This window comes from Streptomyces sp. NPDC033136, from assembly GCF_055578235.1.
Map to the genome: position 1 here is coordinate 1 of NZ_JBVIPD010000006.1, position 25,317 is coordinate 25,317.

The window sequence follows — 25,317 nt, forward strand, 5'->3', positions numbered from 1 at the left end:
GTTGATAGGCCGGATATGGAAGCACGGTAACGTGTGGAGTTGACCGGTACTAATAGGCCGAGGGCTTGTCCTCAGTTGCTCGCGTCCACTGTGTTAGTTCTGAGACAACGAACAGTTGTCGGCTTTGAGCAGAACAGACAATTAAAGAGTGTGCTTGTTCGCTCGAAACCATTAGGGTTTCGGTGGTTATAGCGTAGGGGAAACGCCCGGTTACATTTCGAACCCGGAAGCTAAGCCTTACAGCGCCGATGGTACTGCAGGGGGGACCCTGTGGGAGAGTAGGACGCCGCCGAACAATCTTTGGAAGGACCCTTGGTCCCAGCGTTCAGCTGGGGCCAAGGGTCCTTTTTGTTTTTGCAGTGCGCGCTGGGCACCCGGCTGCGCGAGAATGACTTGCGGTACCGAAGACAGGAGTCACCATGTCCACCAACTCTCCCGACGACCGACCGGAGCGCGACCAGCGGCGACGGGAGGGGGACCGGAGCGACCGCGGCGGCCGCGGCGACCGTGGTGGCCAGCGCGGGGACCGTGGAGACCGTGGGGGCTTCCGCCGCGACAACGACCGTGGTGGCTTTGGGCGTCGTGAAGGCGACCGTGGCGAGCGAAGCGACCGAGGGGACCGCACTGACCGCGGGGAGCGGGGCGGCTTCCGTAGGGACGACAACCGTGGTGGCTCTTACGGCCGGCGCGACGACCGCGACCGTGGACCGCGCCGTGACGACCGTGGTGGTGACCGCCCCTCTTTCCGCCGTGATGACCGCGGGGAACGGCGCGACGACCGTGGTGGTGACCGCCCCTCTTTCCGCCGTGACGACCGTGGGGAGCGGCGCGACGACCGTGGTGGTGACCGCCCCTCTTTCCGCCGTGACGACCGTGGTGGTGACCGTCCCCCCTTCCGCCGCGACGACCGCGGGGAACGTCGCGACGACCGTGGCGGTTTCCGTCGTGATGACAACCGTCGTGATGACCCGCGCGACACCCGTCGTGATGACAACCGCGGTGGTGGCTACGGCCGACGCGACGATCGACGGGGCGATGCCCGCCGAGGAGACGACCGCGGACCGCGCGGTGGTTTCCGACGGGAAGACCGTCGGGACGACAGGCCCCATGACCGGCGCGATGACCGGCGCGACGGGGACCGCGGGGGGTACCCCCGCCGCGACGACCGTGGGGACCGCCGCGACAACCGGGACCGTGGCTTCAGCAGCGACGACCGTGGTCGGGGCTACCGCGGCGACGACCGCGACCGAGGCCCTCGTAACGACGACCGCGACCGAGGTTTCCGGCGTGACGACCGGCGTGATGACCGCGGTGGTTTCCGGGGCCGTGACGACCGGCGCGGGGACGACCGCGGCGACCGCGGCGGTTTCCGGCGTGATGACGCCGGCCGTGGCGGGCGTCCCGGCTTCCGTCGCGAGGACGGCCCGCGCAGCGACCGTGGTGAGTTCCGGCGTGACGACAGCCGCGACAACCGTGACAGCCGCGACAACCGCGGCGAGCGTGGCGGCTTCCGTGGCCGTGACGACCGTGGCGGGCGTGGTCCGCGGCGCGATGATCGCGGTGGACGTCCCGGAGGCTTCCGGGGGCGTGACGACCGCCGTGACGACCGGCGTGGTGCCGGCCGCTTCCGTGAGGAGCGGGAGCGCGACAGGGAGCCGATCAAGCGGCTGCCGATCCCCGAGGACGTCACGGGTGACGAGATCGACAAGGACGTTCGGCAGGAGCTGCAGAGCCTGCCGAAGACGCTCGCGGAGGACGTCGCCAGGAACCTGGTGATGGTCGCGCGGCTTCTCGACGAGGACCCCGAGGGCGCGTACGCCTACTCCAGGGTGGCGCTGCGGCTGGCGTCCCGGGTCGCCGCCGTCCGTGAGGCCGCCGGGTTCGCCGCGTACGCGACCCAGAAGTACGGCGAGGCGCTGGCCGAGTTCCGGGCCGCCAAGCGGATGACCGGGAACATCGATCTGTGGCCCGTCATGGCCGACTGCGAGCGTGGGCTCGGCCGGCCGGAGAAGGCGCTGGACATGGCCGGGGCACCCGAGGTGCACAAGCTCGACAAGGCCGGGCAGGTCGAGATGCGGCTGGTCGCGGCCGGTGCGCGGCGGGACATGGGGCAGCTGGACGCGGCCATCGTGACGCTGCAGAGCCCGGAGCTGGCCGCCAACTCGGTGCAGCCGTGGACCGCGCGACTGCGGTACGCGTACGCCGACGCGCTGCTCGCCGCCGGGCGGGAGAACGAGGCGCGGGAGTGGTTCGCGAAGGCCGTCGAGGCCGACCGGGACGGCAGCACCGACGCCTCGGACCGACTCGCCGAGCTGGACGGCGTGGAGTTCGTGGACGCTTTCGTCGAGGACGGGAGTAACGAGAGTTCCGAGGGTGCGGAGCCCTCGCCGGAGGCGGGCGAGGACGACAACGACGGACCGTCGCACGACAAGGACTGACGTCCGCAGAGAAGCAGAGAAAGAGAACAAGGACTGACGTCCACGGAGGAAGCGAAGGGGCGGGATCCCGGCTGTGAGGCCCGGGACCCCGCCCCTTCGCTGTTTCCGGGCGGACGGCGGTCCTGTCAGAGGTCGAGTGCGCGCAGGACCAGGCCGGAGGCCGGCTTCGGGCCGAACGATGTCGACTTGCGGGGCATCGTCACTCCCTGGCGGGCCAGGTCGCGGACGACCTCCTCGCGGACGGGGTGCATCAGGACGGCCGTACCACCATCGCGTTCCGCCTTCTCGACCGTGGTGGCCGTGTCGTGGATGTAGGCGATGTGCGCGGGGGAGTCCTCGGGGATGCGCCAGACGTGGTCGAGGAGCGTGGCGTGCAGGACCGTCGCGTCGAGGGTGCGCCAGGCCGTGGGACGGTCGGCCGGGACCGTCCGGGCCAGGAGGTCCGGGTCCGGACGGTCGGCGAGATGGAAGGAACCGTCGCCGGCCAGCAGGAACGCGTTGCCCGTGCGGGCCGCGTCCGCCAGCGCGTCCAGGGCCCCGGGCAGCGGGACGTCGAGGCGGCGGACGCGGAAGTGGCCGTCCAGGGCGGCCAGGGCGTCGCCGACCGGGAGGTCGTGCAGGAGGCGGTGGATGGCGCGGACCCTCAGGGGGTAGCGGGCCGTGTCGACCAGGAGGACCAGGCCGTGGTCCCAGGGGCTGGGAGACGGGTGCTCCGTGCGGAGACGGCAATAGGTCGCCCAGCGGTGGTGGCCGTCGGCGATGAGAGCCTGGTGGCGGGCCAGGTCGGTCTGGATCGCGGCCAGGTCGGCAGGGGCGGTGACGGACCACAGGCGGTGGCTGAAGCCGTCCTCCGTGGTGGTCGCGAGCAGGGGCGGCCGGTCGGCGGTGCGCTCGATCAGGTCCGCGGTGGCGGCCGTGGTGCCGTTGCCGCGGTAGGTGAGCAGGAGTGGTTCGAGGTTGGCCGCGGTGGCGCGCATCAGGGCCGCGCGGTCGGCGACGACGTGCGGCATGACGTCCTCGTGCGGCAGCACCACCTGCTCGTCCGGTTCCGACACGCGCAGGGCACCGATGATGCCGCGTTGCAGCATGCCGTCGCCGTCCCGCTGCTCGTAGACGTACAGGCCGGGTTCCGGGTCGGTGGTCAGGACACCCTCGGACAGCCAGCGCCGCAGGGTCTCGGCGGCCTGTTCGTTGCGTGTGCTGGGTGTGGCGGCCTGAGGGAGGATCAGGCGGACGATGTTGTACGGGTCGGAGGACTCGAGGTGGTGCAGGCCGTCGGGGCGCACCACGACGTCGTACGGCGGAGATGTCACGGCGGCAAGGCTGCCGACCCGGTCGGGGTCGTAACGAAGGCCTCGGAACGGGGTGAGTTCCAGGCCTCGGTGCGCCGTTGCCTCCGAGTGACCTGCTGTGTTCATCCCGGCATCGTACGGGTGTCGGTGGCATGGGGGATGATCGGGGGAAAGGCCGTCGAACGAGGAGCGATGCGGGATGAGCCGGAGCGTCAGGACGAGGCCCGAGGGCAGTGGGCAGGCCCTGAGCGAGGCGTACGACACGGCGCTGCTCGACCTGGACGGTGTCGTGTACGCGGGTGGCAGCGCGATCGTGTACGCGGTCGAGTCGCTGGCGGCGGCCCGGGAGGGCGGGATGCGTCTGGCGTACGTGACCAACAACGCGCTGCGGACTCCCGAGACGGTGGCCGGGCATCTGACGGAGCTGGGGATACCGACGGGTGCGGAGGACGTCATCACGTCGGCGCAGGCGGTCGCGCGGCTGATCAGCGAGCAGGTGCCGCAGGGCGCCCGGGTGCTGGTCATCGGCGGCGAGGGACTGCGGGTCGCGCTGCGTGAGCGGGGACTGGAGCCCGTCGAGTCGGCGGACGACGAGCCGGTGGCGGTGGCGCAGGGGTACGGCGGACCCGATCTGCCGTGGGGCCGGTTCGCCGAGGCCTCCTACGCGGTGGCCCGGGGCGTGCCGTGGTTCGCGTCCAACACCGACCTGACGATTCCGAGCGGGCGCGGGATCGCGCCGGGCAACGGAGCCGCGGTGGAGGTCGTGCGGATCGCCACGGGAGCCGAGCCGCAGGTCGCGGGCAAGCCGCTGCCGCCGATGCACCGGGAGACGATCCTGCGGACCGGGGCGAAGCGGCCGCTGGTCGTGGGGGACCGGCTGGACACCGACATCGAGGGGGCGTTCAACGGGGACGTCGACTCGCTGCTGGTCCTGACCGGGGTCACCGACGGCCGGCAACTGCTGGCCGCGCCGCCGCAGCACCGGCCGACGTACGTGGACGCCGACCTGCGGGGGATGCTCGGCGGTCAGCCGGAGGTCGCCGAGGCCGGCGACGGGTTCCGGTGCGGCGGCTGGGCGGCGGCGGCCGGTGCGGAGCGGCTGGAGCTGGAGGGGGAGGGCGAGGCTCTGGACGGGCTGCGCGCGTTGTGCGCCGCGGCCTGGACGGCCGCCGCAGATGGTGTGTGCGAGCTGGACGCCGGGAAGGCGCTGGCGCGGCTGGGTATCTGAGCGCCTGTCAGTGTCCGTGGCGTCGTGGTGCAGTGGGGCACGGTGGGGCACGGTTGGGCACCCGAGCGCGGCGGCGGGCATCCGCATCCCGCCTCAATGCGAGGGTAGGCTAACCTAACTGCGTGTTGGTCGACAGTCCCCCCGAACAGCGCGCGGAGACCGCCCCCGCGCCCCCGGCCCGACGGACCGTACGCGCCTTCGGGCTGCTGCTGTCCGTCGCGATCCTGGTGCTCGTGGCCCTGGCGAGTATCGCGATCGGAGCGAAAGAGCTGTCCCTCGGGCAGGTCTGGCACGGCTTGTTCGAGGAGTCGGGGACCTACGGCGACGTCGTGGTCGCGGAGCGGGTGTCGCGGACGCTGCTCGGGGTGCTCGCCGGTGCCGCCCTGGGGCTCGCCGGGGCGGTCCTGCAGGCCCTCACGCGCAACCCGCTGGCCGATCCCGGCCTGCTCGGCATCAACGCGGGCGCCTCCGCCGCGGTCGTCACGGCCATCACGTACTTCGGGGTCACGTCGCTCACCGGCTACGTCTGGTTCGCGTTCTTCGGCGCGGCCGTGGTCGGGGCGCTGGTCTGGTTCCTCGGCGGCGGCCGGGGCGCGACACCGGTACGGCTCGCGCTCGCCGGTACGGCGATCAGCGCCGCGCTCTACGGCTACCTACAGGCCGTGATGATCATGGACGAGGCGGCCCTCGGCAAGATGCGGTTCTGGACGGTCGGTTCGCTGGCTTCGGCGACCGACTCGACCATCGAGCAGGTTCTGCCGTTCCTCCTGACCGGCACGGTCCTGGCACTCGCCCTGGCCCGGCCGCTCAACGCCATGGCCATGGGCGACGACACCGCCAGGGCGCTCGGTGCCGACCTGAACCGGACGCGGGCGCTGTCCATGCTGGCCGCGACGGTGCTGTGCGGGGCCGCGACCGCCGCCTGCGGGCCGATCGTCTTCGTCGGGCTGATGGTGCCGCACGTGGTGCGCTCCTTCACCGGGCCCGACCTGCGCTGGATCCTGCCGTACGCGGCGATCCTGTCGCCCGTGCTGCTGCTGGGCGCCGACGTCATCGGCCGGATCGTGGCCAGGCCCTCGGAGCTGCAGGTGGGCATCGTCACCGCGATCCTCGGCGGTCCGGTGTTCATCTTTCTCGTACGACGGCGGAGGACGACGCAGCTGTGAAGACCACCAACCGTGCGGTGCGGACCGCGGGCGGGCTCTCGATACGCCTGGACGTGCGGGCCTTCACCGTCGTGCTCCTGCTGCTGGCCGCGGCGCTCGCGGCGAGTGTCGTGCTCATCGGCACCGGCGACTTCCCGATCCCGGCCTCCGACGTGCTGCGGACGCTGCTCGGCGAGGGCAGCCCAGGCCAGGAGTTCATCGTCAACGAGCTCCGGCTGCCGCGGGTCCTGGTCGGACTGCTGGTCGGTGCCTCGCTCGGGCTCGGCGGCGCGCTGTTCCAGACCATCTCCCGAAACCCGCTGGGCAGTCCGGATGTGCTCGGTCTCGGCCAAGGGGCGACGGCCGGAGCGCTCGTGGTCATCGTGCTGACCTCCGGAAGCCCCAACCAGGTCGCCGCGGGGGCGCTCGTGGGCGGCCTGGTGACAGGGCTCGCCATCTACGTGCTCGCCTGGAAGCGGGGCGTGCACGGCTACCGGCTGGTCCTGGTCGGTATCGGTGTCTCCGCGATCGTCACGGCGGTCAACGGCTATCTGCTCACCAAGTCGGACATCGTGGACGCGGCCCGCGCGGTCGTGTGGATGACGGGCTCGCTCGACGGCCGTGACTGGGACCAGGTGTGGCCGCTGCTCGCGCTGGCCGCCGTACTCGTGCCGCTCGTCCTGGCCAACGCGCGCGGGCTGCGGATGATGGAGATGGGCGACGACGTCTCCTACGCCCTCGGGGTCCGGGTGGAGCGCGTACGGCTGCTGCTGATGGTGGCGGCCGTGCTGCTCACCGCCTCCGCCACCGCCGCGGCCGGTCCCGTCAGCTTCGTCGCGCTCACCGCGCCGCAGCTGGCCCGGCGCCTGACCCGGTCGCCCGGGCCGAACCTGCTGCCCTCCCTGTGCATGGGCGCCACCCTGCTGGTCGTCGCCGACTGGGTCTCGCAGCGGGCGTTCGGCGCCGAGCAGCTGCCCGTGGGCGTGGTCACCGGTGTACTCGGCGGTGTCTATCTGCTGTGGCTGCTGGTCAGTGAGCGCAGGGCGGGCCGGATATGAGTACCGGCCGCGGCGCGGGGACGCGCGCCGACAGCACCGCCAGCAGCGGACTGAACTACCAAAGGAACCCCGTGAACCGCCTGTCCGCCGAGAACGTCACCCTCGCCTACGACCAGCGGGTCATCGCCGAGCAGTTGTCGGTCGAGATACCCGACCACTCGTTCACGGTGATCGTCGGCCCCAACGCGTGCGGCAAGTCGACGCTCCTGCGGGCGCTGTCGCGGATGCTCAAGCCGAGCGAGGGCCGGGTGCTGCTGGACGGGCAGGTCATCCAGTCGATGCCCGCCAAGAAGGTCGCGCGGACCCTCGGTCTGCTGCCCCAGTCGTCCATCGCACCCGACGGCATCACCGTCGCCGACCTGGTCGGCCGCGGCCGCTACCCGCACCAGGGCATCCTGCGCCAGTGGTCCGCCGAGGACGAGCGGGTCGTCCAGGAGTCCATGCGGCAGACCGGCGTCGCCGAACTCGGCGACCGCTACGTCGACGAACTCTCGGGAGGCCAGCGCCAGCGCGTGTGGATCGCCATGGCGCTCGCCCAGCAGACACCGCTGCTGCTGCTCGACGAGCCGACGACGTTCCTGGACATCCAGCATCAGATCGACGTCCTGGACCTGTGCGCGGAGCTGCACGAGGAGCAGGGCCGCACGCTCGTCGCCGTGCTGCACGACCTGAACCACGCCGCCCGCTACGCCACTCACCTCATCGCCCTGCGCGAGGGCCGGGCCGTCGCCGAGGGCGCGCCGAAGGACATCGTCACGGCCGGGCTGGTCGAGGAGGTCTTCGGGCTGCGCTGCCAGGTCATCGACGACCCGGAGACGGGCACACCACTGGTCGTGCCGGCGGCGCGGAAGGCACGCGCCGGGGCGGGCGGGGCAGGGAGCGGGGCAGAGACCGGGAAGGTGTCCGCTACAAAAGCTTCCTGAGCTGGAGCAGGTCGCGCACGCCCGCGGACAGCCTCACCCGGCCCGAGCCCCAGGCCTTGGCGAAGTTCAGCTCGCCGCCGACCAGCGCCACCAGGTCGTCACCGGTCATGGCGAGTCTGATCTCGGCCTTGACGGGCGGCGGTCCGGGCACGGTGTCCCGCACCTCGATCCGCCCGCCGCGCATCCGGCCGGCGAAGGTGACGTCCAGGTCCGTGATGTGGCAGCTCACCGAACGGTCCAGGGCCGCGGCGTCGCGGACGTCCCCTTCGGCGCGCTGCATGTTGTCCGAGAGTTTGTCGAGTGCGCTGCGGCACTCCTCGATCGTGGCCATCGCGGTCGACGGTACCGCAGCGGTTCGCGGTAGCGTCGGGGCATGGACGACGCAGTTCCCGAGACTCCGGTGGTGGCGCAGGAGGAACCCGGGCACGACCCCGCCGCCCCCGCCCCTATGCACGTGCCCCGCACCCCCACCGGCGACGCCGGTGTGGACGCGGTCCTGGACCGGCTCGGCGACGCGGACCACCTCGCCACGGACGGACACATCGAGGTGTACGAGGATGTACACCGGGGGCTGCGCGACGCGCTCACCGCGCTCGACGCCCGCCCGGGACCTCCGGCGCCCCCGTCGCCGCACGGACCTAGGAGCTGAACCGAACGTGGCAGGAGTCGCACGCCGCCGTCTCGACGCGGAGCTGGTCCGCCGGAAGCTCGCGCGCTCGCGTGAGCATGCCGGCCAGCTGATCGCCGCCGGGCGGGTGTCCGTCGGCAAGACCGTCGCGACCAAGCCCGCCACGCAGGTGGAGACCGCGGCCGCGATCGTGGTGGCCCCGGACGGTGACGACCCCGACTACGTGTCCCGCGGCGGCCACAAGCTCGCGGGCGCGCTCGAGGTGTTCGTGCCGCGGGGGCTGCCCGTCGAGGGGCGCAGGGCGCTGGACGCCGGCGCCTCCACCGGCGGTTTCACCGACGTCCTGCTGCGCGCGGGCGCCGCTCACGTCGTCGCCGTGGACGTCGGATACGGCCAACTCGCGTGGTCGCTCCGAAACGATGAACGCGTCACCGTCAAGGACCGTACGAACGTACGCGAGTTGACGCTTGAAGCGATCGGTGGGGAGCCTGTGGATCTTGTCGTGGGGGATCTGTCCTTCATCCCGCTCGGGCTGGTCCTGCCCGCCTTGGCGCGGTGCGTGAAACCGGACGCCGATCTGGTGATGATGGTCAAGCCGCAGTTCGAGGTGGGGAAGGAGCGGCTGGGCAGCGGGGGCGTCGTACGCAGCGCCCAACTGCGGGCCGAAGCGGTCCGGGGGGTGGCCGGGAAGGCCTGGGGGCTGGGGCTCGGGGTGAAGGGCGTGACGGCCAGTCCGCTGCCCGGGCCGTCGGGGAATGTCGAATACTTCTTGTGGCTGCGGGCCGGAGCAGCGGAACTGGACCCGGCCGACGTCGACCGAGCAGTGGCGGAGGGGCCCCGTTGACCGAGAACCGAGCTCGTACTGTTTTCCTGCTCGCCCACACGGGGCGCCCCGCCGCCGTGCGCAGTGCCGAGCTCGTGGTGAAGGGGCTGCTGCGCTCCGGGCTGGGCGTGCGCGTCCTGGAGGCCGAGGCGCGCGACCTGCCGCTGCCGTCGGAGGTGGAGCTGGTCAAGGAGGCCACCCCGCAGTGCCTCGACGGGTGTGAGCTGCTCATCGTGCTGGGCGGCGACGGCACGCTGCTGCGCGGCGCCGAGTTCGCGCGGGCGTCGGGCGTGCCGATGCTCGGCGTCAACCTCGGGCGCGTCGGGTTCCTCGCGGAGGCCGAGCGGGACGACCTCGACAAGGTGGTCGACCGGGTGGTGACCAAGGCGTACGAGGTCGAGGAGCGGATGACCGTCGACGTTGTGGTGCACCGCAACGGGGACATCGTGCACACGGACTGGGCGCTGAACGAGGCGGCCGTGCAGAAGGTGTCCGCGGAGCGGATGCTGGAGGTCGTCCTGGAGATCGACGGGCGGCCGGTGACGGGCTTCGGCTGCGACGGGATCGTGTGTGCGACGCCGACCGGGTCGACCGCGTACGCGTTCTCGGCAGGCGGACCGGTGGTGTGGCCGGAGGTGGAGGCGCTGCTGATGGTGCCGATCTCCGCGCACGCGTTGTTCGCCAAGCCGTTGGTGACATCGCCGGATTCCGTGTTGGCTGTGGAGGTTCTGCCCCACATTCCGCCGGGTGTGCTGTGGTGTGACGGGCGGCGGACCGTGGAGTTGCCGCCCGGCGCCCGGGTGGAGGTGCGGCGGGGGGCTGTGCCGGTGCGGCTGGCCCGGCTGCACCATGCGTCCTTCACGGACCGGTTGGTGGCCAAGTTCGCGCTGCCCGTCTCCGGGTGGCGGGGGGCTCCGCACTAGTGCCGCGACAGGCAACGTTCGCCACGTCGCGACGCCCGGCACGCTCCCCCACTGCCCGAAAGGCGTGGGAGGTGCCCCCACTCGCCGCACCGGCCGAAAGCCCAAGTACATCCAGTACGAGGACTTCCGGCCGGCACGCCGAGAGCACGCTCCCCCACCCTCGAACCGCGCTTCGCACGGCTCGGGCGGGAGGCACCCCCACGACGCCGCTCCTTGACGGGCAAACGTTGCCTGCCGCGGCACTAGCCGCGGTCCACTCGCGTGGGTGACAAGGGCAGGCCAGTCGCCATCCCCGGCCCGGACCTCGTAAGGTCGTGTCCGTGTTGGAGGAGATGCGGATACGGTCGCTCGGCGTGATCGACGACGCCGTGGTCGAGCTGTCGCCCGGGTTCACCGCGGTCACCGGTGAGACGGGCGCGGGCAAGACCATGGTGGTCACCAGCCTGGGGTTGCTGCTCGGCGGGCGGGCCGACCCTGCGCTCGTGCGGATCGGGGCCGGGAAGGCGGTCGTGGAGGGGCGGATCGCCGTTCCCGGCGACGGCACGGCCGCCGTACGCGCCGAGGAGGCCGGCGCCGAGCTCGACGACGGGGCCCTGCTGATCAGCCGTACCGTTTCGGCCGAGGGGCGCTCGCGGGCACACCTGGGCGGGCGCAGCGTGCCCGTGGGCGTGCTGGCCGAGCTCGCCGACGAACTGGTGGCCGTGCACGGGCAGACCGACCAGCAGGGGCTGCTCAAGCTGTCCCGGCAGAGGCAGGCGCTCGACCGGTACGCGGGCGACGCGGTCGCCGTGCCGCTGGCCAAGTACGGCGAGGCGTACCAGCGGCTGCGGGCCGTCTCCGCCGAGCTGGACGAGATCACCACCCTCGCGCGTGAACGGGCCCAGGAGGCCGACATGCTGCGGTACGGGCTCGACGAGATCGCCGCCGTCGAGCCCCGGGCCGGCGAGGACGTGGAGCTGGCCGAGGAAGCCGAGCGGCTCGGGCACGCCGAGGCCCTGGCGTCCGCCGCCGCGGCCGGGCACGCCGCGCTCGCGGGCAATCCGGAGGACCCCGAGGGCGTCGACGCCGGGACGCTCGTCGCGGGCGCCCAGCGGGCTCTGGACGCCGTACGGTCCCACGATCCGGCGCTGGCCGCGCTCGCCGACCGCATCGGGGAGATCGGGATCCTGCTGCGCGACGCGGCCGGGGACCTCGCGGGGTACGCCGACGACCTGGACGCCGATCCGCTGCGGCTGGCGGCCGTCGAGGAGCGGCGGGCCGCGCTCACGGGGCTGACCCGGAAGTACGGCGAGGACATCGCCGCGGTGCTGGTCTGGGCCGAGCGGGGTGCCGCCCGGCTGACCGAACTCGACGGCGACGACGAGCGGCTCGGGGAACTGACCGCCGAGCGGGACGGGCTGCGGGCCGAACTGGGCGGGCTGGCGCAGGCCCTGACGGACGCCCGGACGGAGGCCGCCGAGCGGTTCGCCGCCGCCGTGACCGCCGAGCTGGCCTCGCTCGCCATGCCGCACGCGCGCGTGTCCTTCGACATCCGGCAGACCGAGGACCCGGAGGGCGTCGAGGTCGACGGACGTCCCGTCGCCTACGGGCCCGCGGGGGCCGACGAGGTCGAGCTGTTGCTGGCCCCGCACCCGGGCGCGCCGCCCCGGCCGATCGCCAAGGGCGCGTCGGGCGGTGAGCTGTCCCGCGTGATGCTGGCCGTGGAGGTCGTGTTCGCGGGGACGGACCCGGTGCCGACGTACCTCTTCGACGAGGTCGACGCCGGTGTCGGCGGCAAGGCGGCCGTCGAGATCGGCCGGCGGCTGGCACGGCTGGCGAAGAGCGCGCAGGTCGTGGTGGTGACGCACCTGCCCCAGGTCGCCGCCTTCGCCGACCGGCAGTTGCTGGTCGAGAAGACCGACGACGGTTCCGTGACCCGCTCCGGCGTCAAGGTCCTGGACGGCGAGGACCGGGTGCGGGAGCTGTCCCGCATGCTCGCCGGCCAGGAGGACTCGGAGACGGCCCGGGCGCACGCGGAGGAACTGCTGGCGACGGCTCGGGCGGACGGATAGCCGGAGCGGCGGGCCGGCGGTCGAGCAGGGCTGGGCGGGTCACCCAACTTCACTCGTGTGGGTGACCCGGTCCGGCGCGTTCCCTCGTGGCCGCGCCCCTCGGTCGCGCCGACGGGGTTCCGGCGTTCCCGGAACCCCCGTATGTCCTGGCATGCTTGGCGGAGTATGCGCGGGAAACCGCGCCGTGACCGCCCGACCCGAACCAGGAGCCTGGCCACGTGACCCCCGTGAGCAGTCACTCACCGCCTGGCCAGTCGCCGCTGCGCACCGTGCAGGTGCTGGGCGGAGGCAACGCCGCCAGCAGTGCGCATGTGCGCTCGCTGGCCGCCGGGCTCGTGGCGAGGGGCGTGAGAGTCACGGTGTGCGCCCCCTTCGAGGCGGATCGCTCCTATGACTTCCGTGGTGTCGGCGCCGACCACGTGCACGTGCCGCGCAGCAGCGACCCGGTGTCGGTGGCGGCCCTGCGGGCGGCCTGCGCCAACGCCGATCTGGTGCACGCGCACGGGCTGCACGCCTCCTTCCGTACCGTGCTCGCCCTCAGCGGGCGGCGCGTGCGCACTCCGCTGGTCGTGACGTGGCACGACCGGGCGCATGCCGAGGGCGCGCGTGCCCACATGCTGCGGATGCTGGAGCGCAGGGTCGCTAAGGCGGCCACGGTGGTGCTCGGGACGACTTCGGCGCTCGTGGACCGGGCGCGGCGCACGGGCGCGCGCGACGCGCGGCTCGCGGCCGTCGCGCTGCCCGGCCCCCGCAGGCGCATCGAGCCCGACGACCCCGACCGGCTGCGGTCCAAGGTGCGCGCCGAACTCGGGGCCATCGGGCGGCCGTTGCTGATGGCCGTGGGCTCCCTGGAGCGGCACCGCGGGTACGACGTGCTGCTTGACGCCGCGCGTGTCTGGCGCCGCCTCGATCCCGTCCCCCTGGTCGTGATCGCGGGGGAGGGACCGCTGCGCGCCGAGTTCCAGGCGCGGATCGAGGAGGAGGGGCTGCCGGTCCGGCTCATCGGGCGGCGCGACGACATCACCGACCTGCTCGCCGCCGCCGACCTCGTCCTGCTGCCCAGCCGCTGGGAAGCGCGCTCCGTTCTCGCCCAGGAAGCGCTGCACGCGCGGGTGCCGCTCGTCGCGACCGGTGTCGGCGGCATCCCCGAACTCGTCGGCGACGCGGCCGAACTCGTCCCGTACGGGGACGCGAAGGCCCTCGCCGATTCCGTCGTGCGCCTCCTCGGCGACCCCGCGCGCCGGGAACTGCTCAGCGACCGGGGCGCCCGGCAGGCGGCCACCTGGCCCACCGAGGACGAGACGGTCGCCCAAGTGCTCAGCGTGTACGACGAGTTGACCCAGCCCCTGCCCCTCTGCTGAGGGTCCTCACGGCACGTGCCTGCGGGCCCGCAGCGCCAGGCTCAGGGCCAGGACCGTCTGGGGGTCGTCGAGGTCCGTGCCCAGCAACTCTCCGATCCGGGCCAGGCGGTTGTACAGCGTCTGCCGGTTGAGGTGGAGCTCCCGGGCCGTCTCCGCCTTGCGTCCCGCGTGCGCGAGGTAGGTCGTCAGGGTGGGCAGCAGGGGCGGCCGGGAGCGGCGGTCGTGGTCCAGGAGCGGGCCGAGGGCCCGGTCGACGAATGCGGCCAGGTCCGGATGGTCGCGCAGCCGCCACAGCAGCAGGTCGATGTCGAGGCGGCGGGCGTCGTACCAGGGCCGGTCCGGCAGACCCTGGGCCGCGGTGGCCGTCTCGGCGGCGTGCCGCAGTCCCGACGCCGCCGCCGTCCAGCCGCCGGCCGTCCCCACGACCACCACGGGCGGCCGCCCGCCCGGCCGCAGCATCCCGGCCCGGCCCACCCCGGCCCGCAACGCCGCCGCGACCCGGTCCGCGACCGTCTCCCGCTCCGAGCGCAGCCCGAGCAGCACCAGCACCCGCCCCTCCACCGGCCGCACCCCGAGCAGCACCGGCACACCCACCGACGCCAGTTCCTCGGACACCGCCCGGGCCAGCACGGCCCAGCCTCCCCCACTCCCGGCTCCGCTCGAGCGGGCGGTGCCCCCGTCAGGGGACAGGGCGTCCCCGAGCCGCATGACCACCGGCAGCAGCGGCCCCTCGCCCGGCCGGAAGCCCAGGACGCGCGCCTGCGCCGGGGCGTCCTGCGCCGTGACCCGGCCCTCGGCGAGGTCCGTGAGGAAGTCGCCGCGTCCGCGCGCCGCCAGCTCCTCCTCCTGCCGCGCCTGCATCAGCACCACGGCCAGGATGCCCGCGGTCCGGTCGGCCGCCATGCGGTGCAGGGGCGCCAGGGGAGTCCGTACGGGCAGCAGGACCAGACGCGCCCGGACACCCCCGCTGCCGGGCCCGCCGCCGGGTACGTCCACGAGGACCGAGCCCGCGAGCGGCGGCTCGTCCTTGTGCTGGCCGCGCAGCCCCTCCCACACCTGGAGCGGGTCCGCGCCCTCGGGGCCGGCTCCCGCGGCGTACAGCAACTGCCCGTCCGCCGTCTCCAGGAACACCGGGTTGGTGGCGAAGTCGGCGAGGATGCCCAGCACTTGGGGCACCCCACCGCCGCCCAGCACGGCCCGCGTGCACCGCCGGTGCACCTCATCGGCCCGCTGGAGCAGCGCGTAGTGGCCGTTGACGATCTCGGTGTGGACCTCCTCCGTGACCGTGACGAACGGCACCTCGCGGTGCAGCTGGACGAGCGGCAGCCCGGCCGCGCGTGCCGTGTCGACGAGGGCGGCGGGCAGCCGGGTGAAGCGCGGGCCGAGCTCCACGACCAGGGCCGCGATGCCGCGCTCGGCCAGGGTGCGCACGAACGCCCGCTGTTCGGCCGGGCGGGTGCCGAGGCCGTAGCCGGTGGTCAGAAGGAGTTCGCCGCCCTTGAGCAGGGAGGCGATGTGCGGCACCTCGCCGGCGTGTACCCAGCGCACGGTGTGCCCGAGCCGCTCGGCGCCCGCCAGCACCTCGGGCAGCCCGCTGCGCAGCCCCGGCAGCTCCAGCGCCCGCTGCACCGTGATCCCGGCGCCCTGGGTGTCGTACGCGCTGTCCGTCCCGCTGTCCATGTGCGGACGCTACCCGCGCGGGTGCCCAGCGGACATCTCCGGAGGGGCACGGGGCGGTCCCCCGCGGATCCCGGAGCGGATGTCCCTCTCGATTACGGCGTGACCGACCGGGTACGGGCGCGGTCATGGACATCAGCGTGGTCGCGGTGGGGCGGGAGGACGACAGTCCGGTCGGGGAGCCGTTGCGGGTCGCGGTGCTCGCCGACCGGCTCGGGTACCGGGAGGTGTGGGCGGGCGAGGGACCGACGTGGGACTCGTTCGTCCTGGCGGCGGCGATCGGCGCGGCCACCGAGCATGCCGCGCTGACCGCCGGGCCCGTGCCGGTGTCGGTGCGCGACCCGCTCACCATCGCCCGGGGCGCCGCCTCCGCCGCGGCCGTCACCGGCCGGCCTGTCGGCGTGGCCCTGGGCACCTCCAGCAAGCGGGTCGTCGAGGGAGTGCACGGCAGGCCGCGCACCCGGCCCGCCGCGGCCCTGGAGGAGTCGGCCGCGGCCGTGCGGGCGCTGATGGACGGCGCGCCGGGCGAGCCGATCGTGCCCGGCAGCGGCTTCCTGAGGCGGCTGCCGCCGCCCGGCGGTCCGCTCACCGTCGCGGCGTTCGGGGAGCGCGCGGTCGCCGCGGCCGTCGGGCACGCCGACCGGATGCTCCTCGACCTCCTCTCGCCCGGGCAGGTCCGTATGCTGCGGGCGCGGATGCGGGCGGCCGCCGAGCGGGCGGGGCGTACGCCGCCGCGGCTGGCCGCCTGGCTGCCCGCCGCCGTCGACCCGGAGCCGGAGTCGCTCCGGCAGGTGCTGCGCAGCGTCGTCGGCTACCTCGCCGTGCCGGGCTACAGCGACATGTTCGTCGACGCCGGTTTCGCCGAGGTCGTCGAGCTGGCCGCCAAGGGCGCGGACCCTGACACCCTGCTGCGGGCCCTGCCTCCGGAGGCCGCGGGCACGGTCGCCCTCGTTGGAGACGCCGGCACGGTGCGCGCCCGCGTCGACGCCTACGCCGAAGCGGGACTCGACGAGATCGCCCTGGTCCCGGCCACGGCGGGCGATCCGGCGGGGGAGCGCACGCTCACGGCCCTCAGGCCGCGGTGAACGCCCCCGCGGGCCGCCCGGCGCCGAACGGATCCGTTCAGCCGCCGTAGGCGCCCGAAGCCGTCAGTCGCAGCGCCGTGTCGATGAGCGGCACGTGGCTGAAGGCCTGCGGGAAGTTGCCCACCTGGCGCTGCAGACGCGGGTCCCACTCCTCGGCCAGCAGTCCGAGGTCGTTGCGCAGGGACAGCAGCTTCTCGAACAGCTTGCGGGCCTCGTCCACGCGGCCGATCATCGCCAGGTCGTCGGCCATCCAGAACGAACAGGCCAGGAACGCGCCCTCGTCACCGGGCAGCCCGTCGACGCCCTCGTCGCCGCCCGAGGTCGGGTAGCGCAGGATGAAGCCGTCCGGCGTGGACAGTTCCCGCTGGATCGCCTCGATGGTGCCGATGACGCGCTTGTCGTCCGGCGGCAGGAAGCCCATCTGCGGGATCAGCAGCAGCGACGCGTCCAGCTCCTTCGAGCCGTACGACTGCGTGAAGGTGTTGCGCTCCTTGTCGTAGCCCTTGTCGCACACGTCCCGGTGGATGTCGTCGCGCAGCTCGCGCCAGCGCTCCAGCGGGCCGTCCGCGTCGCCGGACTCGATCAGCTTGATCGTGCGGTCGACGGCGACCCAGGCCATCACCTTGGAGTGCACGAAGTGGCGACGCGGGCCGCGCACCTCCCAGATGCCCTCGTCCGGCTCCTGCCAGTGGTCCTCCAGGTAGCGGATCAGCTTCAGCTGGAGCAGCGAGGCGTAGTCGTTGCGCGCGAGGCCCGTCATGTGGGCCAAGTGCAGGGCCTCGGTGACCTCGCCGTACACGTCCAGCTGGAGCTGGTGCGCCGCGCCGTTGCCGACCCGGACCGGGGCGGAGGTCTCGTAGCCCGGCAGCCAGTCCAGCTCCGCCTCGCCGAGCTCGCGCTCGCCGGCGATGCCGTACATGATCTGCAGGTTCTCCGGGTCGCCCGCCACCGCCCGCAGCAGCCATTCGCGCCAGGCGCGGGCCTCTTCGCGGTAGCCGGTGCGCAGCAGCGAGGACAGTGTGATCGCCGCGTCGCGCAGCCACGTGTAGCGGTAGTCCCAGTTGCGCACGCCGCCGATGTCCTCCGGCAGGGAGGTGGTCGGCGCGGCGACGATGCCGCCGGTCGGGGCGTACGTCAGCGCCTTCAGCGTGATCAGCGACCGGATCACGGCCTCGCGGTACGGGCCGTGGTACGTGCAGTGGTCGACCCACTCGCGCCAGAAGTCCTCCGTCGCCTCCAGCGACTGCTCCGGCTCCGGCAGCGGCGGCGGCTCCTTGTGCGAGGGCTCCCAGGAGATCGTGAACGCGATCCGGTCACCCGGCGCCACCGTGAAGTCCGCGTACGTGGTCAGCGACTTGCCGTACGTCTCCGCGGATGTGTCGAACCACACGGAGTCGGGGCCCGCGACGGCCACCGTGCGCCCCTCGTGCTTGTGCACCCACGGCACCACCCGCCCGTAGGAGAACCGCATCCTCAGCGCCGAGCGCATCGGCACCCGCCCCGAGACGCCCTCCACGATCCGGATCAGCTGCGGGGCGCCGTCACGCGGCGGCATGAAATCCGTCACCCGGACCGTGCCCCGCTGGGTGTCCCACTCGGACTCCAGGATCAGCGAGTCGCCCCGGTAGGTGCGCCGGGCGGCGGTGGGCGGTTCCTGGTCGGAGGCATGGGCGGGGCCGAGCCGCCAGAAGCCGTGTTCCTCGGTGCCCAGCAGGCCGGCGAAGATGGCGTGCGAGTCGAAGCGGGGCAGGCACAGCCAGTCGACCGTCCCGTCCCGGCAGACCAGGGCAGCGGTCTGCATGTCTCCGATGAGTGCGTAGTCTTCGATGCGCCCGGCCACGTGCAACTCCAGTCGAACGGCCACGTCACCCCACGAGGGGGCTGTCGCTAGTGCGGTCAAGGGGGGTTTCAGCAGGTCTTGCAATGCGTCGTTGAGCGATGAAGCAAAACAGGTCACTCAGCCGTGATGCAAAGCGCCAATTGTTGCTCAACGAACTGACGAGCTCACGTTGTTCCGGTGTTTACGGGCGGTGGGTGGTGCCGTTGGGCCGGACGGGCTCGGCAGCGAGTGTCCGAGCAGGATACGACGCACGCGGATGATCCGGGTGCCGGTCCGGGCAAGGCGAGTACGCCGAACGAGTGAGCAAGGGGTGAGGGACCGGTGAGGGCGATCGCCTCCGTGTCGGGATGTGTGCGGAGCGTGGCCGGAAGCCATCGCCCCGAGGCGCTGATACGCTGGTAGCCCGTGGACCGGTGGGCCCCTTCCCCGGAGGGGAATCTTCGACAGGGAACCCCCGAACCGCAGCGACGGCGCCCCCGGAACCTCCGGCAGGCAGCCGCCCCGCACCCCCAGACCGCGACCACGGGAGCCCCGTCTTGGCCATGCCGCCCGCCGCTTTTCGTAACTCGACGACCAAGCACATCTTCGTCACCGGGGGTGTCGTCTCCTCGCTCGGCAAGGGCCTGACGGCCTCCAGCCTCGGCATGCTGCTCAAGGCCCGCGGTCTGCGCGTCGTGATGCAGAAGCTCGACCCGTACCTGAACGTCGACCCGGGCACGATGAACCCCTTCCAGCACGGTGAGGTGTTCGTCACCAACGACGGGGCCGAGACCGACCTGGACATCGGCCACTACGAGCGCTTCCTCGACCGCGACCTCGACGGCTCCGCCAACGTCACCACCGGCCAGGTGTACAACACCGTGATCGCCAAGGAGCGGCGCGGGGAGTACCTGGGCGACACCGTGCAGGTCATCCCGCACATCACGAACGAGATCAAGCACCGCATCCGCCGCATGGCGACGGACGAGGTCGACGTCGTGATCACCGAGGTCGGCGGCACGGTCGGCGACATCGAGTCGCTGCCGTTCCTGGAGACCGTCCGCCAGGTCCGTCACGAGGTCGGCCGTGACAACGTCTTCGTCGTCCACATCTCGCTCCTGCCGTACATCGGTCCCTCGGGTGAGCTGAAGACGAAGCCCACCCAGCACTCGGTCGCGGCCCTGCGCAACATCGGTATCCAGCCGGACGCGATCGTGCTGCGCTGCGACCGCGAGGTGCCCACCGCGATCAAGCGGAAGATCTCGCTGATGTGCGACGTCGACGAGGCCGCCGTCGTCGCCTGCCCCGACGCCCGCTCGATCTACGACATCCCCAAGACCGTGCACGGCGAGGGCCTGGACGCCTACGTCGTCCGCAAGCTGGACCTGCCGTTCCGCGACGTCGACTGGACGACCTGGGACGACCTGCTCGACCGGGTCCACAACCCCGACCACGAGATCATCCTCGCGCTGGTCGGCAAGTACATCGACCTGCCCGACGCCTACCTGTCGGTCACCGAGGCGCTGCGCGCCGGCGGCTTCGCCAACCGGGCCCGCGTGAAGATCAAGTGGGTCACCTCCGACGACTGCAAGACCCCGGCGGGCGCGGCCCAGCAGCTCGGCGACGTCGACGGCGTCTGTATCCCCGGCGGCTTCGGCGACCGCGGTGTGCTCGGCAAGGTCGGCGCGATCAAGTACGCCCGCGAGAACAAGATCCCGCTGCTCGGCCTCTGCCTCGGCCTGCAGTGCATCGTGATCGAGGCCGCGCGCCACATGGCCGATATCTCGGACGCCAACTCCACCGAGTTCGACCCCGCCACCTCCCACCCGGTCATCTCCACCATGGCCGAGCAGCTCGACATCGTCGCCGGTGAGGGTGACATGGGCGGCACCATGCGGCTCGGCATGTACCCGGCGAAGCTCGCCGAGGGCTCGATCGTGCGCGAGGTGTACGACGGCAAGGAGTACGTCGAGGAGCGGCACCGTCACCGCTACGAGGTGAACAACGCCTACCGCGCCGAGCTGGAGAAGCGGGCGGGCATCCTGTTCTCCGGCACCTCGCCGGACGGCAAGCTCGTCGAGTACGTCGAGTACCCGCGCGACGTCCACCCGTACCTGGTCGCCACGCAGGCACACCCGGAGCTGCGCTCGCGCCCGACGCGTCCGCACCCGCTGTTCGCCGGACTCGTCAAGGCCGCGGTCGAGCGGAAGACTTCGAAGTAACAGACCAGTTGTACGGTGGCCGGGGTGCATCCCTTCAATGGGTGTGCACCCCGGTTTTGTTTCGGCAGGTCGTGCGGCACGTGGAAGGACAGGCATGACGATCAAGGACACCCCGCAGGAGTGGGAGATCCGGGCGACTCAGACCCCCTTCGTGGGCAACAAGACCTCCGTCCGCACCGACGACGTGGTCATGCCCGACGGCACCGTGGTCGGCCGTGACTACCAGGTCCACCCCGGTTCCGTGGCCGTCCTCGCCCTCGACGAGTCCGACCGCGTCCTGGTCCTGCGCCAGTACCGCCACCCCGTGCGCCACAAGCTGTGGGAGATCCCGGCCGGACTGCTCGACGTCCCCGGCGAGAACCCGCTGCACGCCGCGCAGCGTGAGCTGTACGAGGAGGCGCACGTCAAGGCCGAGGACTGGCGGGTGCTGACCGACGTCTACACCACGCCCGGCGGCTGTGACGAGGCCGTGCGGATCTTCCTCGCGCGCGAGCTGTCCGAGGCCGAGGGCGAACGCTTCGCGGTCGAGGAGGAAGAAGCTGACATGGAACTCGACCGGGTGCCGGTCGAGGACCTCGTCCGGGGCGTGCTGGCAGGTGAGCTGCACAACAACTGCCTCGTCGTGGGCGTCCTCTCCCTGGTCGCCGCGCGCGCCGGGGACGGCCTGGACGCACTGCGCCCGGCACTGGCGCCCTGGCCGGCGCGTCCGTTCGAGGCCTGAGCCCTCCGGGGGCGGGCCGGGTCGGGGCGTTTGCCCCAGGGGCGGGCGGCGAAGCGGTGCGCGTGAGCGGACCCCTCTGCCTGGGGTGCCCCGTCCTTGTTCCGGCCCGGTCGGGGCAGGGCGGCCGGGCTGGTCTTGCCCGCTGGTCCGGTTGTATCGCCGGGTTTGCGTTCGTTCGAGGGGTTCTGCCTCGTCCGCGGGACCTGGGGCATCGGTGGGCTGTCCTGTCCGGGGCGTGGGGCGTCGGTGCACTGTCTGGTCGGCCGGTTCCGGACCGTCGGCGGCCCGTCGCGTCGGCTGGTCCCGGACCGTCGGCGGCCCGTCTCGTCCGCGGAGCGTGGACGGATGTCCGTGGTCCCTTGCCTGTCCGGCGGGCGGGGATCCGGCCGCGGATCGGCTCCGGCCGCCGGACAGGCCCGGTCGCCCCGTTGGGGGCCCGTCCGGAGTCCTCGCGGTGTGAAGATCGGCTGATCCGATCGGGGGAAGTGGCCGCCCCGCCCGCTGTGCACCACCCGGAACGTTGCAGAGCGTGAACTAGGCTCTTAGGCATGCCCGAACCGGAGTCCCGGCGGGCTTGCGGTGCGGTGGGACGGGAGTGTGGCCCGTGACGGATCAGGTCGTGGAAACAGGCGACGTGCGGCTGACCGGGCGCCCTGCCGGGGCGAACGAGTTCCTGGGCCGCACACGGGAGTTGAAGGAACTGCGCGCCGACATCGAGCGCGCCGGACTGGACACCCTGGCCGGCCGCAAGGCGCCCCGCGCGCGGGTGCTGCTCATCGCCGGCCGACCCGGCTCGGGCCGCACCGCACTCGCCGAGGAACTCGTACGACAGGTCGCGGACCGCTACCCCGACGGGGTGCTGCGCGCCCGCCTGACCGACCCCGACGGCACGCCCGTACCGGTCGGGCGCGCCGCCCGGGACCTGCTCGCCGCACTGGACGAGGAAGCCCCGGCCGGAGCCTGCGAGGACGACCTCACCGACGCGCTGCGCACCGCCCTGGCCGACCGCCGCACGCTGCTCCTGCTGGACGACGCGGCCGACGCCGAGCAGGTCGACACCCTGCTGCCGGACGCCCCGGACTGTCTGGTCGTCGCGGTCTCCGAGGGCCCGCTGACCGGCATCTCGGACGTCCGCCCCTGCACCCTGGGCGGCCTGGACGCCAAGTCCGGGGTGGAACTGCTGACCCGGCACACCGGCTCGGTCCGCATCACTGTCGACCCCCGGGCCGCCGAGGGCCTCGCCGAGGAGTGCCAGGGCCAGCCCGCCGCACTGATGCTGGCTGGCGGCTGGCTCGCGGCCCGGCCCAACGCGGCCGTCTCCGACCTCGCCAAGCAACTGCGCTCCGAGGACACCGAGGGCACCGCCCTGACCCGGGTCTTCCGGCTTGCCTACGCCGCCCTGCCCGCGGGCGCCGCCCGGATGCTGCGCCTGCTCGCTCTCGCCCCGGCCGGACTGGTCGACCCGCAGACCGCCTCCGCGCTCGTCGGCTGCTCCGTCGGCAGCGCCCGCACCACCCTGGACGACTTCGTCGCCCTCGGCTTCCTGCACGTGGTGGACTCCCCGCTGCCGCAGTACGAGGTGCCCGGCTACCTCCACCCCCAGCTGCGGATCCTCGCCGCGCGCCACGAGCGTCCGGCCGAGCTCCAGCTGGCCCGCGCCCGCATGCTGGAGCGGACCGTGCGGCTGCTCCAAGCCTGCAGGGCGATCACCGAGACCGACAGCCCCCAGGCACGCCAGAAGCTCCTCGACATGCCGCGTGCCCTGCGCTTTCCCACCCCGCGGGCGGCTGCCGACTGGCTGCGGCTGACCCGGCCCGCCCTGCTGGCCTCGGCCCGGCTCGCGGTCGCCGACGGCGAGCTGGACACCCTGGCCCGGCGGCTGATGTCCCAGCTGGTGCGGGCGATGGCGGCCCACATCGGTACCCAGGCCGCCGCGCCCGACCTGTACGACATCCACAGCCTGGTCCTCGGCGTGGCCGAGCGCCGGGACCTGCCCCGCGAGCAGGCCGCCGCGCTGCTCAACCTCGGCGACCTCGACGCCCGCACCGGCCGTACGGCCGACGCCCTGATGCGATACCGGGCCGCGCTGGACGCCGGACGCGAGGTGAACGACCCGTACGCGACCGGCCGCGCGATGGAATCCGTAGGCGGCGCGCACCTGGAGCTCGGTGACTTCGACCGGGCCGCCGACTGGTTCGGCCGGGCCCTGGTCGAGCGGCTGGCCCGGGGCGAGCGGGCCGAGGCCGCCCGGCTGTACGGCCGTATCGCCGCCGCCCACACCTTCGCGGGCCGCTACGGCGAGGCGCTGCGGAACTGGCGCGCGGCGATCGCCGGGCACCGCAGATGCGGCGACGTGGCCGCCCAGGCGCGGGCCCTGAGCGAGCTCGCGCGGGTCCAGGAGTACGCGGGCCGGCCCGAGGAGTCGCTGCGCACCTGCCGGGAGGCCGTGGAGTGGGCACGACGTGCGGAGGACACGCGCCTGCAGGCGGCCCTGCACCTGAGGGTCGCCGACACCCTCGAACACCTCGGCGACCCCGCGTCGGCCGGGCTGCACCGGGGCGCCGCCGAGCGAATCCTCGGCGAGTCAAACCTTCAAAACGAACCCGACGCCTGCGAAATCCGTACCGCATCAGCTGAAGATTGATGCAATGAAAGGCTAGACAGCGGGAACACCTTCATTAGACTGGCTCTGCCGCACATTCTCCTGCGGTCTATCCCGGTGTGCCCGCGTGTGCCGGGGTATGTCTAAGAAGTACCCCCATACCCTCTGAACACCCTCTGAGCCAAGGACCGTGATCGACGTGAAGGTCGGCATCCCCCGCGAGGTCAAGAACAACGAGTTCCGGGTGGCCATCACCCCCGCCGGCGTGCACGAGCTGGTGCGTCATGGACACCAGGTCGTCATCGAGCGCGGCGCCGGCGTCGGCTCCTCGATCATGGACGAGGAGTACGTGGGCGCCGGCGCGCAGATCCTGGAGACCGCCGACGAGGTGTGGGCCGCCGCCGACCTGCTGCTGAAGGTCAAGGAGCCCATTTCCGAGGAATACCACCGCCTCCGCAAGGACCAGACGCTCTTCACCTACCTGCACCTGGCCGCCTCCAAGGAGTGCACGGACGCGCTGCTGGAGTCCGGCACCACGGCCATTGCCTACGAGACGGTCGAGCTGCCCAGCCGCGCGCTGCCGCTGCTCGCCCCGATGTCCGAGGTCGCGGGCCGGCTGGCCCCGCAGGTCGGCGCCTACCACCTGATGCGCGCCAACGGCGGCCGGGGTGTGCTGCCCGGCGGTGTCCCGGGTGTGCTGGCCGGCCGGGCCGTCGTCATCGGCGGCGGGGTCTCCGGCTGGAACGCCGCGCAGATCGCCATCGGCATGGGCTTCCACGTCACCCTGCTCGACAAGGACATCAACAAGCTCCGCGAGGCGGACAGGATCTTCGGCACGAAGATCCAGACGGTGGTCTCGAACGCCTTCGAGCTGGAGAAGGCCTGCCTGGAGGCCGACCTCGTCATCGGCGCGGTCCTGATCCCCGGTGCCAAGGCCCCGAAGCTGGTCACCAACGAGCTCGTCTCGCGGATGAAGCCCGGAAGTGTCCTTGTCGACATCGCGATCGACCAGGGCGGCTGCTTCGAGGACTCCCGCCCGACGACCCACGCCGAGCCGGCCTTCCGGGTCCACGACTCGGTCTTCTACTGCGTCGCCAACATGCCCGGCGCGGTGCCCAACACCTCCACCTACGCGCTGACCAACGCCACGCTGCCGTACATCGTCGAACTGGCCGACCACGGCTGGGTCGGCGCCCTGCGCCGCGACGCCGCGCTGGCCAAGGGTCTCAACACGCATGACGGCAAGGTCGTTTACCGCGAGGTCGCCGAGGCGCACGGCGTGGAGCACGTGGAGCTGTCCTCGCTGCTCGGTTGAGCCGCC

Annotated in this window: 19 protein-coding genes, 1 rRNA gene and 1 pseudogene; 17 read left to right on the forward strand and 4 right to left on the reverse strand. The window is 72.7% G+C overall.

What is annotated here, in order from left to right; genetic code table 11:
• The first annotated feature begins 178 nt into the window (after positions 1-178).
• From rrf to ACZ5TL_RS12845, 3 genes and pseudogenes are all read left to right on the forward strand, one after another.
• Positions 179-295: ribosomal RNA gene (rrf, locus tag ACZ5TL_RS12835) — 5S ribosomal RNA — on the forward strand.
• A 124-nt stretch (positions 296-419) separates the two neighbouring features.
• Positions 420-1,373, forward strand: a pseudogene (locus ACZ5TL_RS12840) (hypothetical protein); the annotation flags it as partial.
• Between the two features lie 294 nt (positions 1,374-1,667).
• Complete coding sequence (locus ACZ5TL_RS12845) at positions 1,668-2,438, forward strand: tetratricopeptide repeat protein (protein ID WP_468590019.1); 771 nt, start codon at positions 1,668-1,670, stop codon at positions 2,436-2,438.
• A 125-nt stretch (positions 2,439-2,563) separates the two neighbouring features.
• Here ACZ5TL_RS12845 and ACZ5TL_RS12850 read toward each other — a convergent pair whose 3' ends face one another.
• The gene (locus ACZ5TL_RS12850) at positions 2,564-3,856 is read right to left on the reverse strand and encodes a DUF1015 domain-containing protein (protein ID WP_468589561.1); all 1,293 of its coding nucleotides are present in this window, start codon (positions 3,854-3,856) and stop codon (positions 2,564-2,566) included.
• 73 nt (positions 3,857-3,929) lie between these two features.
• Here ACZ5TL_RS12850 and ACZ5TL_RS12855 point away from each other — a divergent pair, with 73 nt between their 5' ends.
• From ACZ5TL_RS12855 to ACZ5TL_RS12870, 4 genes are all read left to right on the forward strand, one after another.
• On the forward strand, positions 3,930-4,958 hold the full coding sequence (locus tag ACZ5TL_RS12855; protein ID WP_468589563.1) for an HAD hydrolase-like protein: 1,029 nt from the start codon (positions 3,930-3,932) through the stop codon (positions 4,956-4,958).
• Between the two features lie 122 nt (positions 4,959-5,080).
• Entirely contained in the window at positions 5,081-6,124 is a 1,044-nt protein-coding gene (locus ACZ5TL_RS12860) for a FecCD family ABC transporter permease (RefSeq protein WP_468589565.1), read from the forward strand.
• Positions 6,121-7,161: a FecCD family ABC transporter permease gene (locus ACZ5TL_RS12865; protein WP_468589566.1), complete on the forward strand. Its 1,041-nt coding sequence runs from the start codon at positions 6,121-6,123 to the stop codon at positions 7,159-7,161. Before ACZ5TL_RS12860 ends, ACZ5TL_RS12865 begins: the two co-directional genes overlap by 4 nt.
• On the forward strand, positions 7,158-8,084 hold the full coding sequence (locus ACZ5TL_RS12870; RefSeq protein WP_468589568.1) for an ABC transporter ATP-binding protein: 927 nt from the start codon (positions 7,158-7,160) through the stop codon (positions 8,082-8,084). The genes ACZ5TL_RS12865 and ACZ5TL_RS12870 overlap by 4 nt, the downstream gene beginning before the upstream one ends.
• Here ACZ5TL_RS12870 and ACZ5TL_RS12875 read toward each other — a convergent pair.
• A complete protein-coding gene (locus ACZ5TL_RS12875) occupies positions 8,068-8,415 on the reverse strand; it encodes a sterol-binding protein (RefSeq protein WP_468589569.1) in 348 nt (115 codons plus the stop codon). The two genes, ACZ5TL_RS12870 and ACZ5TL_RS12875, sit on opposite strands and share 17 nt — an antisense overlap.
• Before the next feature lie 42 nt (positions 8,416-8,457).
• Here ACZ5TL_RS12875 and ACZ5TL_RS12880 point away from each other — a divergent pair, with 42 nt between their 5' ends.
• The 5 genes from ACZ5TL_RS12880 (at position 8,458) to ACZ5TL_RS12900 (ending at position 13,870) form a co-directional block, all read left to right on the forward strand.
• On the forward strand, positions 8,458-8,733 hold the full coding sequence (locus ACZ5TL_RS12880; protein ID WP_468589571.1) for a hypothetical protein: 276 nt from the start codon (positions 8,458-8,460) through the stop codon (positions 8,731-8,733).
• Between the two features lie 7 nt (positions 8,734-8,740).
• Positions 8,741-9,556 carry a TlyA family RNA methyltransferase gene (locus tag ACZ5TL_RS12885; RefSeq protein WP_468589572.1) on the forward strand — a complete coding sequence of 272 codons (816 nt, stop codon included), beginning with the start codon at positions 8,741-8,743 and terminating at the stop codon, positions 9,554-9,556.
• On the forward strand, positions 9,553-10,458 hold the full coding sequence (locus ACZ5TL_RS12890) for an NAD kinase (protein WP_468589573.1): 906 nt from the start codon (positions 9,553-9,555) through the stop codon (positions 10,456-10,458). Before ACZ5TL_RS12885 ends, ACZ5TL_RS12890 begins: the two co-directional genes overlap by 4 nt.
• A 332-nt stretch (positions 10,459-10,790) precedes the next feature.
• Positions 10,791-12,509, forward strand: coding sequence for a DNA repair protein RecN (gene recN / locus ACZ5TL_RS12895; protein WP_468590020.1), 1,719 nt, complete (start codon positions 10,791-10,793; stop codon positions 12,507-12,509).
• 218 nt (positions 12,510-12,727) lie between these two features.
• The gene (locus ACZ5TL_RS12900; protein WP_468589574.1) at positions 12,728-13,870 is read left to right on the forward strand and encodes a glycosyltransferase family 4 protein; all 1,143 of its coding nucleotides are present in this window, start codon (positions 12,728-12,730) and stop codon (positions 13,868-13,870) included.
• Positions 13,871-13,876: 6 nt separating this feature from the next.
• Here ACZ5TL_RS12900 and ACZ5TL_RS12905 read toward each other — a convergent pair whose 3' ends face one another.
• Complete coding sequence (locus ACZ5TL_RS12905; protein WP_468589575.1) at positions 13,877-15,550, reverse strand: PucR family transcriptional regulator; 1,674 nt, start codon at positions 15,548-15,550, stop codon at positions 13,877-13,879.
• Between the two features lie 125 nt (positions 15,551-15,675).
• Here ACZ5TL_RS12905 and ACZ5TL_RS12910 point away from each other — a divergent pair, with 125 nt between their 5' ends.
• On the forward strand, positions 15,676-16,632 hold the full coding sequence (locus tag ACZ5TL_RS12910; protein ID WP_468589576.1) for an LLM class F420-dependent oxidoreductase: 957 nt from the start codon (positions 15,676-15,678) through the stop codon (positions 16,630-16,632).
• A 37-nt stretch (positions 16,633-16,669) separates the two neighbouring features.
• Here the strand turns inward: ACZ5TL_RS12910 and ACZ5TL_RS12915 are convergent, their stop codons facing one another.
• The gene (locus tag ACZ5TL_RS12915) at positions 16,670-18,472 is read right to left on the reverse strand and encodes a glycoside hydrolase family 15 protein (RefSeq protein ID WP_468590022.1); all 1,803 of its coding nucleotides are present in this window, start codon (positions 18,470-18,472) and stop codon (positions 16,670-16,672) included.
• 542 nt (positions 18,473-19,014) lie between these two features.
• Here ACZ5TL_RS12915 and ACZ5TL_RS12920 point away from each other — a divergent pair.
• From ACZ5TL_RS12920 to ald, 4 genes are all read left to right on the forward strand, one after another.
• Positions 19,015-20,673 carry a CTP synthase gene (locus ACZ5TL_RS12920; protein ID WP_468590023.1) on the forward strand — a complete coding sequence of 553 codons (1,659 nt, stop codon included), beginning with the start codon at positions 19,015-19,017 and terminating at the stop codon, positions 20,671-20,673.
• 94 nt (positions 20,674-20,767) lie between these two features.
• Positions 20,768-21,394, forward strand: a complete 627-nt coding sequence (locus ACZ5TL_RS12925; protein WP_468589577.1) for an NUDIX domain-containing protein — start codon at positions 20,768-20,770, stop codon at positions 21,392-21,394.
• A 604-nt stretch (positions 21,395-21,998) separates the two neighbouring features.
• On the forward strand, positions 21,999-24,038 hold the full coding sequence (locus tag ACZ5TL_RS12930; protein ID WP_468589578.1) for a tetratricopeptide repeat protein: 2,040 nt from the start codon (positions 21,999-22,001) through the stop codon (positions 24,036-24,038).
• Between the two features lie 148 nt (positions 24,039-24,186).
• The gene (gene ald / locus ACZ5TL_RS12935; RefSeq protein WP_468589579.1) at positions 24,187-25,311 is read left to right on the forward strand and encodes an alanine dehydrogenase; all 1,125 of its coding nucleotides are present in this window, start codon (positions 24,187-24,189) and stop codon (positions 25,309-25,311) included.
• Positions 25,312-25,317: the final 6 nt, after the last annotated feature.

Excerpts from the sequence above, each read along its gene's own strand:
- ACZ5TL_RS12910 (WP_468589576.1), top strand. The coding sequence starts at position 15,676 with ATGGACATCAGCGTGGTCGCGGTGGGGCGGGAGGACGACAGTCCGGTC.
- ACZ5TL_RS12870 (WP_468589568.1), top strand. The coding sequence starts at position 7,158 with ATGAGTACCGGCCGCGGCGCGGGGACGCGCGCCGACAGCACCGCCAGC.
- ACZ5TL_RS12850 (WP_468589561.1), bottom strand. The coding sequence starts at position 3,856 with ATGAACACAGCAGGTCACTCGGAGGCAACGGCGCACCGAGGCCTGGAA.
- ACZ5TL_RS12855 (WP_468589563.1), top strand. The coding sequence starts at position 3,930 with ATGAGCCGGAGCGTCAGGACGAGGCCCGAGGGCAGTGGGCAGGCCCTG.
- recN (WP_468590020.1), top strand. The coding sequence starts at position 10,791 with ATGCGGATACGGTCGCTCGGCGTGATCGACGACGCCGTGGTCGAGCTG.
- ACZ5TL_RS12920 (WP_468590023.1), top strand. The coding sequence starts at position 19,015 with ATGCCGCCCGCCGCTTTTCGTAACTCGACGACCAAGCACATCTTCGTC.
- ACZ5TL_RS12905 (WP_468589575.1), bottom strand. The coding sequence starts at position 15,550 with ATGGACAGCGGGACGGACAGCGCGTACGACACCCAGGGCGCCGGGATC.
- ACZ5TL_RS12925 (WP_468589577.1), top strand. The coding sequence starts at position 20,768 with ATGACGATCAAGGACACCCCGCAGGAGTGGGAGATCCGGGCGACTCAG.
- ACZ5TL_RS12875 (WP_468589569.1), bottom strand. The coding sequence starts at position 8,415 with ATGGCCACGATCGAGGAGTGCCGCAGCGCACTCGACAAACTCTCGGAC.
- ACZ5TL_RS12880 (WP_468589571.1), top strand. The coding sequence starts at position 8,458 with ATGGACGACGCAGTTCCCGAGACTCCGGTGGTGGCGCAGGAGGAACCC.